Source organism: Centipeda artemidis DSM 19719, from assembly GCF_000426665.1.
Lineage (GTDB): Bacteria > Bacillota > Negativicutes > Selenomonadales > Selenomonadaceae > Centipeda > Centipeda artemidis.
The window spans coordinates 14224-28112 of the sequence record NZ_AUFU01000013.1 but is presented as its reverse complement, the minus strand read 5'-3'; the positions used below and the strand labels follow the sequence as shown (position 1 = coordinate 28112).

At 57.8% G+C, this 13889-nt stretch carries 10 protein-coding genes and 1 riboswitch; of the genes, 2 read left to right on the top strand and 8 right to left on the bottom strand.

The genetic code is table 11. From position 1 onward, the window contains the following. Positions 1-2 precede the first annotated feature (2 nt). The 3 genes from K341_RS0108165 to K341_RS0108155 form a co-directional block, all read right to left on the bottom strand. Positions 3-1070, bottom strand: coding sequence for an ABC transporter substrate-binding protein (locus K341_RS0108165; protein WP_026762470.1), 1068 nt, complete (start codon positions 1068-1070; stop codon positions 3-5). Between the two features lie 59 nt (positions 1071-1129). Then, positions 1130-3322 (bottom strand): TonB-dependent receptor, encoded by a 2193-nt coding sequence (locus K341_RS0108160; RefSeq protein WP_026762469.1) that lies wholly within the window; start codon positions 3320-3322, stop codon positions 1130-1132. Between the two features lie 165 nt (positions 3323-3487). Beyond that, positions 3488-3666, bottom strand: a riboswitch (cobalamin riboswitch). A 154-nt stretch (positions 3667-3820) separates the two neighbouring features. Next, positions 3821-5476 carry a DUF4153 domain-containing protein gene (locus tag K341_RS0108155; RefSeq protein ID WP_026762468.1) on the bottom strand — a complete coding sequence of 552 codons (1656 nt, stop codon included), beginning with the start codon at positions 5474-5476 and terminating at the stop codon, positions 3821-3823. A 411-nt stretch (positions 5477-5887) separates the two neighbouring features. Between K341_RS0108155 and K341_RS0108150 the strand changes: the two genes are divergently transcribed. Beyond that, a complete protein-coding gene (locus K341_RS0108150; protein ID WP_009439306.1) occupies positions 5888-7168 on the top strand; it encodes an SLC13 family permease in 1281 nt (426 codons plus the stop codon). A gap of 146 nt (positions 7169-7314) precedes the next feature. Then, the gene (locus tag K341_RS0108145) at positions 7315-8550 is read left to right on the top strand and encodes a PLP-dependent aminotransferase family protein (protein WP_026762467.1); all 1236 of its coding nucleotides are present in this window, start codon (positions 7315-7317) and stop codon (positions 8548-8550) included. Positions 8551-8935: 385 nt separating this feature from the next. Here K341_RS0108145 and K341_RS0108140 read toward each other — a convergent pair whose 3' ends face one another. The 5 genes from K341_RS0108140 to K341_RS11715 form a co-directional block, all read right to left on the bottom strand. Then, positions 8936-9844: a Ppx/GppA phosphatase family protein gene (locus K341_RS0108140; RefSeq protein WP_026762466.1), complete on the bottom strand. Its 909-nt coding sequence runs from the start codon at positions 9842-9844 to the stop codon at positions 8936-8938. Positions 9845-9997: 153 nt separating this feature from the next. Further along, complete coding sequence (locus K341_RS0108135) at positions 9998-11851, bottom strand: phosphoethanolamine transferase (protein WP_026762465.1); 1854 nt, start codon at positions 11849-11851, stop codon at positions 9998-10000. A gap of 12 nt (positions 11852-11863) precedes the next feature. Next, on the bottom strand, positions 11864-12568 hold the full coding sequence (locus tag K341_RS0108130; RefSeq protein ID WP_026762464.1) for a 3D domain-containing protein: 705 nt from the start codon (positions 12566-12568) through the stop codon (positions 11864-11866). A gap of 69 nt (positions 12569-12637) precedes the next feature. Beyond that, on the bottom strand, positions 12638-13468 hold the full coding sequence (locus tag K341_RS0108125; RefSeq protein WP_026762463.1) for a menaquinone biosynthesis protein: 831 nt from the start codon (positions 13466-13468) through the stop codon (positions 12638-12640). Positions 13469-13589: 121 nt separating this feature from the next. Further along, complete coding sequence (locus K341_RS11715; protein ID WP_037349528.1) at positions 13590-13826, bottom strand: hypothetical protein; 237 nt, start codon at positions 13824-13826, stop codon at positions 13590-13592. Positions 13827-13889 lie beyond the last annotated feature (63 nt).

Below are 13889 nucleotides of genomic sequence, written 5' to 3'. Positions count from 1 at the left end.
ACTCACTCACTCAGGGGAAAGGCAGGATAGGTATGCCCGCTGACGTACGGCAGGTGCTGATATTTCTCAAGCCACACCTTGAACACGTCTTCCGGGTGCAAATCCGGCAGCTCTTCCGGGTAGAGGAACTTCGCGATATACATCGTCCCCACGAGCTTGGACGCGCCGCCGTGCACATAATGCGAGAGCAGCAGGATGCGCCGGTTCTTCACCGCGTCGATGGTATCCCAGCCCTTGCGCGACTCCAGTTCGTGCAGGATGCGCGCGTGATCCTCCTGTGTCGGCGGGATGTACGAAGAGTTCACCTTCGGCTCGGAGACCTTGACGATGTAGGCGGGATTGCGCTCGATGACCGCCTCGGGGTTCACCTGCGGGTTCGCCGCGTCGCCGAAGATGTTGTGTGCACCCGAATACTCTACCATGTCGTAGAAATAGTTCCCCGGCACGGTCGTATTGCCCTCGGTACGGTACTCAAAATAAAGAGATTTCTTCGGCACATCCTTGGTCTGCCGTTCGATGTAGTCTAGTTTCTCCATAAAGAAATCCGAGAGTTCCTGCGCTTCGGCTTCCTTGCCGAAGAGCTGCCCAATCAGCGCACAGTTGTCCCGGAACTCGCGCGTATAGTAGGCGTCCACGACGATGACCGCGATGCCAAAAGACGCGAGTTTTTCCTGCGCGTCCTCCCAGCCGCCGTTGCCCGTCAGGATGAGCGCCTGCGGCGCGAGCTCGACGATCTTCTCGTAGTTCAGATTGCCCTGGTTCGCCCCGATGACCTGCTCCTGCTTGAACTTCCCCTTGAAACCTGCCTCGTCGTTAAAGATGTAGTTGTCGACGCCGACGACGGTATCGAGTGATCCGACGGCGTTGATGAGCTCGGCATTGTAGGCGTTAGAGACAACGACGCGCGTCAGCGGATGCGGCACGGTCACGCTGCGCCCGATGCTGTCCGTCACGGTGATCGTATCGGCGGGTGCCGCCGCACTGTACTGTGCCGCGTCCTTGCCGCAGCCAACCGCCATGATGAGAATAGCCATTGCGGCAAGCGCAGTGATGATGCTGTATTTTTTCATAATCCCCTCACAAAAATAAGGGAACCCGCCGCAGATGCGGCGAATCCCCCGTTGTTTAATTAGATATCCATCGTCATCGACAAAACGAGGCTGCGCGGATTGCCCTGAATTCCATAGTTATAGGTCGGGCGCGACATCCAATAACGTTTGTTGAACAGGTTGAACGCAGTGAGACTCAGCGTCGTCGGGACGGTGCCGAGCTTCGTTTGATACGTCACCCCAAGATCGTAGGTCATGTACGAGGGCACGGTGAGCTTTTCCGCGTTGTTTTTATAGATCGGTGCGGAGCCGGAGTAGACTGCACGCGCAAATGCCGTAAACTGCGTATCCGGTGCGTACTCGAGGGCGAGGATGCCGCTCCAGTCCGCGACGCCCGCCACATCCTTGCCGTTATACACCGTATTCGTCTGCTGCTCGGTCGATAGATGCATCAGACCGCCCGTCAGCGTCCATTTCGGCGCGATTTGACCGCTCACGCTCAGCTCGACGCCCTTGAACTTATTCTTGCCCTCCATGACGCGCGTAGGATTCGGGTCGCCCGTATAGCGCACGTCGATCGTCCGATCCTGCTCGATTTGGAAGACGCTCAGCCCCGCAAGGACGCCGTGCTTCCGATACTTAACGCCGATCTCGTTCTGCTTCGTCTTTGCAGGGGTAAGAACCGCACCCGTATTCATAAAACCGCTGCCGACTGCGGTCCCCTTATCAAAACTCTGCGAATGGCTCGCGTAGACACTGAAGTCGTCCGTCGGCCGGTAGACGACACCGAACGTGGGCGAATTCGCACTGCTGTCCACACGTGCCCCGCCATAGGACGTAGCCGCGACACTATGGTGATGGATACCAATTAGCGCAGTCGCCTTCCCATATTCGATTGTATCAGTCAGAGAAATGCCCGAATACGTCGTGAGACCGCTTTTCTTCGGCCCCGACACGGCGGAGTTCGGGTAGTTCAGCAGCATGCTTGTCACGCCGTCGGTTAAATTACCGGAAATTGAGCCGGCATTTCCCGCGGGTTTGTAAAATCCCCAATACGCATGGTACCAGTCGCGGTCGAGTGCAAGCACGACATCGTTCTTCACGTCGCCGATTTGGAACGTGCCGCGCACGCCGAGCTGCACATAGCCGTTGCGCAGCGCATACTTCTCAAAACTGAGCGTATTGCCGAAAGCTCCCGCCTCATTCAGCATATAAAGTCTGCTTGCCGAGGTCTGCATATAGTCGCGCCCGCGGTTGTAGCTGTATCCCGCATTGAGGAACGCCTTCCACGTATCGCTGAGTTTCTGCTCGTGGTTGAGCACTGCCGACCATGTGGCAACCGTGATCTTTTGCCCCGGGAAGCTGTAGTTGCGCTTGCCGCTCGGCGCAGTGGGGAGACTCGTCCCCGTATACGCGTTTGCACCGGAGCCGTCGAAAGCGAAATAGCGCTGCCCGCCTTCGTTCTTCGTATAGCGATAGCCCATAAAGAGATTCGTCGTGCTGCGCGCGTCCCTATGGTCAAGGTTGATGTAGAAGTCCCGCGTCGTCAGCTTCTCACGCTCAATCGCTGTCTTTCCCTGAATATTTTCCGCATTGATGCGCAGTCCCCACGCCTCGTTCTTGCCAAAGCGCTTGCCGATGTCGACGATCTCGCCGAGTGCGCCGCCCGAGCTCACCGACTGTGTATAGGTGACGCGCTCCTTGCCGTACTTCGCCTTCTTCGTCACGAGGTTGACCGAGCCGCCCGCGGACTCCGAATTCGTCGAGCCGTGAATGCCGATGGCGGGTCCCGAAATGACCTCTATGCGCTCGACAAAGTTCGACGGCATATTCGTCTGCGAGAAAAGCCCCGGCACGCCGTTGACCTTAAACTGATAGGCGTTCATCTGGAAGCCGCGGATCGAGTAGTCGTTATACATCGTGCTGTTGCTCGTGCGGACGGACGGCGACATCAGGAGCGCGCTCGTCAAAGGGCCGCTCGCATCCCCGTAGCGCGTGATCGCCTTGTTCGTAATGTTCGTCTGCGTGAAGGGAACCTCCATCACGTCCTTCGTTCCGAGGAAGCCTGTGCCGCCCGTACTGCTCGTGAGACTGTTGACCTCCTCGCTCCGCTCCCCTTCGACATCGACAGGATCGAGTTCATAGGTATCGACGGCATCCGTTCCCCCCCCGTGGACATCCTGCTTCTCTGCAGCAGATACACCGTTCATCCACACCGCATTCGTACCGATCGCCGCGATGGCGACGGCAAGTGCCAGCTGTCGTTTCGTCATGATGATATTTTCCTCCTCCAAAGTTCCCCTGAGCGCCCCCCGCGCCCTCTTCCCTATGCATTGCTTTCCTCCATCGTACGCACTAAAAAACACTGCCGTTCTGTCCATCGCAGAATGCAGTGGCAGCGCCGCCCTGTCGTGCATCCGCACACAAAGGGCACCGCTCCCGGCGTACGAGATTCGGTAGGTCTTCCGGCTCTGCGTCATCGTCCGCCCCGTCTTCCCGCTCGCGCAGTGACATGGTGGGGCATCCTCGGCATTACGGCGGCGGGACCGCATCGGTTTCACACCGATTTCCCTGTTACCTCCTTTTTACAAGGAGCACCGAATCTGCTTATGAAGTTAAAAATGAATAAATACTTATTGAAGTATAACGAATACTAATCCTATTGTCAACCACGAAAACCGCGGACTCCACAACGACCGGGGCATCCTCCCTGCTGATCGGGAATGACCGCATCTGCATCACACAGAAGCACAGGCATTCCGGAAGACGTTCTACCTCTTTAGAAGCACGCCCTGCATATTCACCGCCGTCCCCTCTTCTCCTGCGCCGCGCGCCATGATCCGCAGTTCGCTCAGGCAAAGGCGGCTCCGGTCATCCAAATCGATCTGCATCTCACGTGTGAATCTGTTTACACCGTTTCCCGCACGATGTTCGCGCGCATACGCCAACGCCTCCGCGACGTACGCCGAAACATCGCAGTATTCCTCTGCGCCCGCTCCCTTTTCCACAACGAGCACGCCGTCCCTGACAGGCGTATCCGAAAACACATAGGCTTCCTGCCATCCGGCCACCGGAACGAAGGCAGGATCGGGCGGGGTGAAAAGGAACCAATCGGCAGTGTCTTCTCCCTCATAGCTGCGGCGCAATTCCGCGAGCGTATCGTTCATGCCCGGCGTCTCGAGGAACGCCGTCTGACCGCGCTCCGTCAGGTACTCCGAGGCGCTCAGCAATTTTTCCTGCGCCTCCGGCGAAAGAGCAGGGTTCCCCACAACAGTGCCGTCCCTTATCATATCGTTTTCCTCAAGAACGCTCCAAAGGCGTGCCTCCTGCGTACGCAGCGGGACGTCGAGGATGCTCAGCGGCGTCAGCGCGGACACGGCGATCATGACCGTCAGGACAAGAAACGCCGGGCGCGGAGAACTGCGCCGGAACGCACATATGAGCAGGAAAATACCGAACGCCGTGCAGAGGATGGATGCGTACCGCGGTGCGGTAAGCCCATACGGCGCGATCCGCTGCCACACGGCCGCAGCCTGCACTGCAAGAATCGGCAGAAAGACCGGCAGCCCGCGGTGCAGAAAGGACTTCAAAAAGGGGTGCCATTCATCCCCCGCAAAACAGACAAAAAACACGGCAAAGGCAAGGAGCGCCAGTGAGACAAACCAATTCATCATGCCGACGGGAATCTCCCACAGGAAGATGATCTTCGCCACGTAGAGATAGAGAATAACGAGCAGGATGAGACAGGCAGGCCAAAGGATGCGCGCGAGCAGCACGCGGAAAAGTGCGGGCATCTCCGCTCTTTGCCCGTACACGGGCAGACCTGCAAGGGCGACCTGTCCCCCTGCAAAAATATAAGAGACCTCCGCAATCAAGAAATACAACAGCGTCAGCAAGTTCGGCGGCACTGAAACGATCAGCGAATCAAATGCCATGAGGCAGATATTCAGCGATGCGGTCAAGAGTGTGCCGACAACGGCAGCCTTGCACAGAGAAAATATGACAAGCGGAGCGGAGCGCCCCTCCTCTTCGCCCTCCAGACAATAAAGTCCAAAAGCCGCAAAGGAGAGCGCAGCGCCGAGGGTTTGGAGCAGGATGTACGGCACCGTCCAGCTGTGCCCCCGCACAAGAATGAAGACTGCGGCACATACGGCGGCTGTAAGGATCGCCTCCACACGTCGGTGTTCCTTGCCGCGTCTCTCAAAAAAGAGGTGCAGCGAGACGGCAAAAATACAGCCGACTGCAGCGGCCGCCGCCGCGCAGCCGGCCTCTTCCAAATACCAAGCCTCCGCCTCGTATATTTCGCGATAGGTAAATGCTCCAAGACAGAGGAGCAGCACGACATCCGCCGCCACCGCGGTGCGGAACCGCCGCGCGCCCGTACGCACGGTTTGGCACAGATTTTTCCACAGCTTCTCGATCCTCATCTTGCACCTCCTCTTGTATATATTCTTCTGCACGCGCAGTCTTTCCTTCCGCGGGCGTCCTTTTTTAACAATAGGATCTCACACCATATAAAAATTTTTTCGCTTCATTTCGAAAGTTTTCATTACATATATTATATTATAGTAGATAAATGATTTTTATCACGCATTAGCAGGGAGTTCAATGTTGCTCGGGCTTCCGGGATTTTTCCATATCACGTCCTGAAGTTCCATAAATAATTTTTTCTTATTATAGTTTTAGACTATGTTTTTTATACTAAAATATTATGTCGGCTGCAAAGGAAAATAAGAAGGATTTGAAAAAGAGATAGAGAATTAAGAATTTCGTCAAAGAAAGTTTCTGTAATATATTTCAGAAACTAAAGTTATGAACTGATGAATGGAGATGAATCAATGGATGCAGCAATGCTGACATTAGGGGTTCTCGCGGTGGCGGCGATTCTCTTCGCTACTGAGATTATCCCGCTCGCCGTTACCGCGATGGGCGCGGCGATCTCGCTGGGACTGTTAGGCGTGCTAACACCCGCACAGGTATTTTCCGGTTTATCTAATTCCACCGTCGTTCTGTTCGCCGGTATGTTCGTCATCGGCGCCGCGATGTTCCAGACGGGACTCGCACAGAAAATCGGTATCGCTGTCGTGAAGAAGTCCGGCAGCAGCGAGGCGCCTCTGATGGCGGCAATCATGTTCATCACGATTGTCCTCTCGTCGGTCTCCTCGAACACGGCAACGGTCGCCTGCCTCATGCCGGTCGTGATCCAGATCTGCGCGGCGGCAAAGGTGCCTGTCTCTCCGCAGCTCATGGCGCTCGCCGTCGCGGCGAACGTCGGCGGTACGATCACGATGGTCGGCACGCCGCCGAACATCCTCATGAGCGCAACGCTTCAGTCCAGCGGGCTCCAGCCGTTCGGCTTCTTCGAATTCGCATGGATCGGCATTCCGCTCTCCATCGCGGGTATGGCGTACATGCTCACGATCGGCCGTAAGCTCTGCCCGCAGCACATGGTACAGGGTCTCAGCACAGATGACGCCGACGCAGCGATCGAAAAAGAGGAGAAGACGAACGCGAGCAAGATGTATGTCTGCGCCGCCATCCTTATCGCTGTTATCGCCGCGATGGTCTTTGAGAAAGAACTCAACGTTCCGATGCATATGTCCGCCATCATCGGTGCGCTCATCTGCGTATTGACGGGCTGCCTCAACGAGAAACAGGCGTATCAGGGCATCGACTGGACGACGATCTTCCTCTTTGCCGGTATGCTTCCCCTTGCGAGCGCGATGGACAAGACGGGCGCAGGCGCGCTCATCGCGAACTTCGTCGTCAGCCTCATGGGCGACGCCCCCTCGCCGTACGTCATCATCTTTGCGATGTTCGTACTTTCCTGCGGTCTGACGCAGTTCATGTCGAACACGGCGGCGGCGGCTCTGCTCGCGCCGATCGCAATCTCGATCGCGGAGACCGTCGGCGTCTCGCCGTACCCCGTGGTCATGGCGATCGGTATCGCTGCATCCTGCGCGTTTACGACGCCGGTTGCGACCCCGCCGAACACGCTCGTGCTTGGTCCCGGCCAGTTCCGTTTCATGGACTACGTCAAGGTCGGCGTGCCGCTCGTCGTGGTCTCGCTCATCGTCTGCCTTGTCGTCATTCCGCTGGTATGGCCGATCGCGAAATAAAAATCGGTAAGATATGAGTGACCAATCCTTTTCATTGTGCTATACTAAGGGTACACTGAGCCGATTTGAGGGCGTGGGGTACACCGTATGGCAAGCAGCCTCCCTGCGGGGCGTTTGACGCGACTGTATATGTGAGGAGATCTGCAATGAAAAAGAAAGAGTTGCTCAACCATCTGAAATCGTTCGACGAGGAGATCTTTACACTGCTCGAAGATGAGGAACAGCGCCAGCGCTACACCCTCTCCTTCCTGCCGAATACCAACGCTATGTCACCGTTCGCGGCGTATCTCGAGGGGAGCATCCTCACGAATAGCATCTTTGACCACCACGACGAGACAACAAGCGGGGGCATTCACCTCGAATCGATTGTACAGACACGCGCCCGGACGCTGTTCGGCAGCGACCATGCGATTGTGCGGCTTGGCAGTATCGCCTCCGCCTCGCGGGTCGTCTTCCAGGGCTTGCTCCAGCCGGGCGACTGCGTTCTCTCTTTTAACCTGCGCAAGAAAGATCACAGCACGGGGCTCTCGTACGTGTTCGAGAATTACGGCATCGATCCTTCGACGCAGCAGATCGACTGGGGCGAGGTGCGTGCGCACGCAGAGCGTGTGCGTCCGCGTCTCATCATCTTCTCGCCGGTGAGTTATCCGCGCACGGTAGACTACCGCATTCTCTATGAGATCGCGCAGTCCGTGGACGCCTATCTCTGGGTGGATATCAGCCAGTGCGTCGGACTCGTTGCGGCGGGGCTTCTGCCCTCGCCCGTGGCGCTCGCTGATGTTGTGACCTTCTCGACATCCGAATCTCTGCGCGGTCCCGACGGCGCGGTTATCCTCTGCAAGCGCGACATCGCCGCCTGCATGGACGCCGCCATTGTCAATACGGGACATGTCGCCCTCCATATGAACCACCTCGCGGCGCTCGGCGTCGTGCTGCGCGAAGCGGCGAGCGAAAAGTTCCGCCGCTACGGGGAACAGGTGCTCAAAAACGCCGAAGTCCTCGCGCGCGCCCTTGCCGACCATGGAGCCTCGGTGCTCTGCGGCGGTACGGATACGCATCTCGTGCTCGCCTCCGCGACGGGCAGTGTGAATATGGACGAAGCGTCGAGCGTGATCAATCGCATGGGTATCCGCGTCCGTGTGGAAGACATCCCCACGATGAACCCCGGACTGTTCCTCCATGCGCTGCGTCTCTCGACGTCCAATCCGACAACGCGCTCGCTCAAGGAAGAGGATATGGCGTACATCGGTCTGCTCCTTGCAAAGCCGCTGACACAGATCCTCTCTCCCGAAGAAATTGAGCAGTCACATCAAGAGATCGTTGCACTCGTCAAGGACAGCCCCATCTCCTCCGAGGAGTGGCTGGGCGAAAGCGACGACTAAAACGTAATGATAAAAGCCCGCTGCGGATGCATCCGCAGCGGGCTTTTTATATGGTCGGCAGGATAATATTGCAACATATGTTTCGCTATGTTATACTGTATATAAGGCACTGCTAACTACGGTAGGCGGTCGATTTCCGATCTTGCCCCCGAGATATATACAACGGGGGGGAGGTGATCGGCATGGGTACATATGAGTTTCTTACGACACTTGTTCTGTTGCTTGCGCTGATTATCGCGATTAAGTCCTAGATTGAGAAAGCCCCGCCTAAATGTTTCCAGCAAACGGGCGGGGTATCTCGCTTTTCTGTTTGGGGGCAGCCGCTTATCGGCAGTGTCCCTTTTTTACGCCTTCATTGTACCATGTTCCGCTCATATCGTCAAGTTTACACAATCCCAATGATCTCTTTGCGGATATAGCCCTCACGGACGCCTGAGTCGCTGTAGAAAATATCCTCGGCGGCGAAGGTTTCGGCAAGCACCCGGGCGATGATCATGCCGGGAACGATGTTATGCAGACGGTCGGGCGCGGCGCGCAGGAGGAGTACGGCCCGCTCCTCGTCAAGAGGTGTCGCCGCGCTGAACATCTCAATAAGCTGCGGGAGCGCATCCACGCGCAGCACGCGCGGTACGGCATCCGTATGCAGGAGTTCATACATGCGGCTCGCGCTGCTGAGAACGCCGCCCAACCCCAGCATATGCGGGGCACGCAGGGCACATACATCGGGGAAGTCCGCAAGAACGGTGCGCACAGCCTCCTCCATCGCGGCGCATTCCGCGGGCGTCGGCAATAAGTCTTTGACATGCTCACGGCGCAGTGCAAGCGATCCGATCGGCAGGCTATAACGCGCACCCATGCGATCATCCGCATAGGAGACGATCTCCGTACTGCCGCCGCCGATGTCCATCATGATGCCGTCCGGATACGGGATGCTCTGTACGGCGCCGATGAAGTCATACGCCGCCTCTTCGTCCCCCGAGATGATGCGGATCCGCACGCCCGTGCGGCGCGCAAGCTCCTCACAAACAGCGCGGCTGTTCGTCGCTGTGCGCAGTGCCGCGGTCGCAAAAGCATGAACACTGCGGATATCAAAAGTCTCGATGTAGCTCCGGAATCCGCGCAGAATCCTGACCGTTTTCTCAATGCCGTCACGCACAAGCCGCCCTTTTTCCAGATACGCGGCAAGCCCGACGGTATATTTCCGCTTCATCAAGAGGTCGAACGAACCTCCCTCGATGCGGTAAATCGCCATGCGTATGGTATTCGAACCGATGTCGATGATCGCGTGCAGCATGGGCATCCCTCCCTCCGATTCCCCTAGATTATACGATAAAGAAAAGTGGTTCGCAACCGTGTTCCGGTGGTTCGGAACAATACGGACACGTGCAATAAAAAGAATTGCCGCAAAGACGCATACCATCTCTGCGGCAATTCTTTTTGCGCTCTATTATTTTTCCTGCGGTACTGCGCCCGGCACGGCGTAGATCGGCGGCTCGGTGTCCTCCGTGAGGCGGTGCATCCCGAACATGGTCGTCAGCGTCTCGCGCGTGAACCCGTAGGAGGGGCTTGAAAAGTCCTGCAGGGGGTCGTAGCGGTTGCTCGGTGCCCCAAGCAGTCCGCAGACAGTGTCATACATCATATCGTTCGTGAAGTATGCTTCACGGCGTGATGCGAGGATCTCGCTGCGGCGCGGGAACGCGGCACGGTACTCGGGCGAGAGGTAGATGAAGAACGGGATCTTCACCATGTCGAACTTGAACACGTCCGGATTGTGCGAGATCTTGAGGTTCTCGCCGTGGTCGGAGAAATAGACCATGGCGCGCAGGTTGAGGTTCTTCTGCGCGTAGTCGAAAATCTCTTTGAGAATGTGGTCGGTGTAGAGGACGCTGTTCGCATACGACGGCGCGCTCGTCATCGTGGAGTCACCCTCCGCCGATTCGAACTTCGCCCATGCGTCCGGGTAGCGGTTGTTGTAATAGATGTGACTGCCCATGAGGTGCAGGACGATGAAATTGTTCGCGTGCGGGTCGATGCGCGTCAAATACGGGAGGAGTTCTTCGTCGTATTTCGACGTAAAGGTATAGGAGTCGTCCGTCCACTCCGCCTCGTCCGCCGTCTTTGCGACCATCGTGATGGCGCTGTCAAACTGCCCGTAGCGCCCCTGATTACTGAACCAGTAGGTCTTGTAGCCGATTTTTTTTGCGACGTCAAGGAGCGATGCAGACTCGAAGAACTCCTTGTCGTTGTACTGGCTCTTCTCAGTGAGCGCGCGTTCGAGGACGGGGACGGTCTGCGTCCACGAGGAATATGTATTTTGATAAAGGATAAATCCGGGGTTCTGCGTCATCTCTTCCATCCACGGCGTATCATCGTACGGGAAGCCCGGCGTGTAAATATGCATGTAGTCGCGCGAGGCGGACTCGCCGATGATGAATATGACCGTGCCGGGCGCGCGTGCGGCGAGGGTGTTCTCCCTGTCGATGATGAGCGAGTCGTACCGCTCGTCCCGGTGGAGACCGTAGGTCTGCGTCTGCTCCACATAGTCCGTGACGTCCTTGTAGACGCCGGCGATGGAGCACTCCGGAATGAGTGTGATATGGACGGCGGCAGCGATGAGCATGACAAGAAGCAGCGCGCCCATGCGCGTCCCCTCCGCCGCAGGGTAAATGCTGCGCCCGAGTGCGCAAAAGCTCCGATAGGAGAGATAAACGAGCGCCAAGAGCCCGAGCGTGATGAGGACGGCGGGGACAGTGCCGACCGTGGACTCGATGTAATCCCCGGCCTCGTGCCAGTTCGTGAGGTAGAGCGCCATGAGCGAGGCGGGCGAGAGCGCGTGCCAAACGGTCATGTAGTATGCGATCTGCGTCATGGGGATGAGTTCCATGAGAAAGGATAGGATCGCAAGGAGCGCGGCGGTCAGTTTTTTCCGTCCGAGATGAAAGAGGACGCCGCCGAGCGCCGCGAGCATCATCATCTGCCCCGTGCCGATGAGGAAGTCGTAGTAGATGAGCGAGCGGTACCAGTCCTGCGCGTACGTCCACGCGTAGAGCAGGGGGAACGTGACGCTCCAGAGTACCCCCGTGACGAGCGGGGCGCACATGCCGCGCGAGAAGAGAGAAACGCCCGTGCCGTACTGCATGAGCACCAGCGTGCCGAGAATAGGAATGAGCGCGGGTACAAAATACTCCGCGCCCATGTCCTGCCCCATATTGATGTCGGCGGCGATGAGCATGAGGAAATATGCGCCCGCCGCCGCGGTATAGCGGATCAGTTCGTTCTGCCGCTCAACAGTGAGTTTCATAACGGTTTGCATCTACTCCATGATAAAAATTTCCAGTTCCTGCCATCCAAAGAAAATGGCTTCTTCGTGCGTGTCGAACGCAACGTCGATGCGGTTGCCGTGAATCGCGCCGCCGACGTCCTCCGCGACCGCTTCGCCGTAGCCGGGGATAAAGACCCGCGTGCCGAGGGGGATGACCGCGGGGTCGACGGCGATCACGCCGTGCCGTACGGGCGTCCCCGTCGCCGTGCGGCTGCCGTTGCCGGGATCGTGCGCACTGTACGCCGTCGCCGAGACGAAGAGGGAGCGCCCGCTGCCGCGGCTCACCTGCTCCGAGCGCTCGTCCCGGATGCCGAGTGCAACGGGATCATACGGGACGCCGCCCGAGAGGACGAGATAGGTCGCCTCGCCGCAGATGCCGTCCACGACGAGCATGTGATCGGTCTGACATCGCTCGATCGCCGCGCGGGTCTTTGCGCCCGCGACGCCGTCGGCGCCGCCCTCCTCGAGGTAGCCTGCCTTCACAAGGAGCTCCTGCACATGCTGCACCGCCCCGCCGCGCATCCCCTCCTTCACGAGAATGTGCGCCGCCTCCGCAGGGGCATGGATCGCGAGGGGGGCAGCGAGGGCAATCGCCGCCCCCGCGATGATCCCGCGCCGAAAATGTTTTCTCTCACGGAGTTTCCGTACGCCCCAAAGGAGTCCTTTTGCCACCAAAAGCAGTTTCCACACCTGCATCTATCATCGCGCTCCCTTCTTTTCTGTTCCTTTAATTTGGTTATATTTTACTATAAAGCGTGCTCCACGTCAAACTGGAGCAAACGCAAGCGCAGGCGCGGCGGGTATCAACCCGTCCTCCGCCGCATATGCGTAGAACCGGCGCAGCCCCGCGATCGTCTCCGCATCGAGCCGCCACACGACGGCATTGCCGAGGTATGCCGAGAGCTGTGCGTACGTGAGCCGTCCATCCGCAAGAACCTCGCCGATCGCAGCGTCCCGCACACGATCCCAGCCATCGAACGCGCCCTTGATCCGCGCATGAATCATGCGGAGCTCCGCCGGATGCACCGCCGCAAAGGTGCGCGCCGCCGCCCAGATGCCGAACACCATGCGGTGCCCCGTGAGGAGCTTCCACTCGTGCGCGAGGTCATAGATACGGCAGCCCGCAGGCGGACGGTGATAGAGCTCGAGCGCATCGTCCCCGATGAACAGGGATGCCGCCGCCCCGTCCGGCACGGGATCTGCAGGCGTGAGTGCGCGCACCTCATAATCGGGCGCGGCACGGTACGCACGGCGCAGAATGATTTTGAGCAGCGCATGGGATGATGCGGATTTATCCGAAAGCAGAACGCGCCGCGTGCCGATCTCCTCGGCGGGGACGCGCGAGACGAGGAGCACGCTGCGCACATCGCCGTCGGACGCGATGCACACGTCGGGCAGCATGAGAAGCTCGTCTGCGTGCTGCGCATAGGTGATCGAAGAGATGCCCGAGATGTCGAGTCCCTTCTCCTCAAGCGTACCGTTCAGCCGAGCGGGCGACGCGCGCAGAATATCAAGCCCCTCCGCCGCCCCGTGCGCGAGCGCATACGTTAGCGGCAGCACATTCAAAAACGCGATATGCCCGAGTCTCGGCGTCATATCCCTGCCTCCCGTCCTCATCCCATTTTAGCTTTATGGACACTATTATACTACGTTATGCAGGGAAAATATAGTATTTAGAATTTTTCGTGTCTTTCTGCGCATCTTCATGTCATGCCGGCTACATGGTCAGCAGCATAAACTTGTATTTATTGTAGTCAGAGGAAGGAAGCTCCAGTACCTCCAAGATCTTTTCGAGCGACCATCCCACATTGTTCAGTAGGGTTATGACGCGGAAGCGCTTCCTCTCCTCGCCGTATTCAATTCCTTCCAGATACCCTGTGCTCGTCCGGCGTGTCTTTTTTCTCTCCACGATCTCCCGCACCTGCGCGTCAATCTGCTCCTGCAAGTCCTGCATAGGCCTCGCCTCTTTTCTATATCGTTGAACCTATGATTATTTTACTGTATCGTATGGCGGTAT

Bases quoted from the DNA above. Each gene is read 5' to 3' on its own strand.
- K341_RS0108165 (WP_026762470.1), bottom strand. From the start codon at position 1,070: ATGAAAAAATACAGCATCATCACTGCGCTTGCCGCAATGGCTATTCTC.
- K341_RS0108160 (WP_026762469.1), bottom strand. From the start codon at position 3,322: ATGACGAAACGACAGCTGGCACTTGCCGTCGCCATCGCGGCGATCGGT.
- K341_RS0108155 (WP_026762468.1), bottom strand. From the start codon at position 5,476: ATGAGGATCGAGAAGCTGTGGAAAAATCTGTGCCAAACCGTGCGTACG.
- K341_RS0108150 (WP_009439306.1), top strand. From the start codon at position 5,888: ATGGATGCAGCAATGCTGACATTAGGGGTTCTCGCGGTGGCGGCGATT.
- K341_RS0108145 (WP_026762467.1), top strand. From the start codon at position 7,315: ATGAAAAAGAAAGAGTTGCTCAACCATCTGAAATCGTTCGACGAGGAG.
- K341_RS0108140 (WP_026762466.1), bottom strand. From the start codon at position 9,844: ATGCTGCACGCGATCATCGACATCGGTTCGAATACCATACGCATGGCG.
- K341_RS0108135 (WP_026762465.1), bottom strand. From the start codon at position 11,851: ATGAAACTCACTGTTGAGCGGCAGAACGAACTGATCCGCTATACCGCG.
- K341_RS0108130 (WP_026762464.1), bottom strand. From the start codon at position 12,568: ATGCAGGTGTGGAAACTGCTTTTGGTGGCAAAAGGACTCCTTTGGGGC.
- K341_RS0108125 (WP_026762463.1), bottom strand. From the start codon at position 13,468: ATGACGCCGAGACTCGGGCATATCGCGTTTTTGAATGTGCTGCCGCTA.
- K341_RS11715 (WP_037349528.1), bottom strand. From the start codon at position 13,826: ATGCAGGACTTGCAGGAGCAGATTGACGCGCAGGTGCGGGAGATCGTG.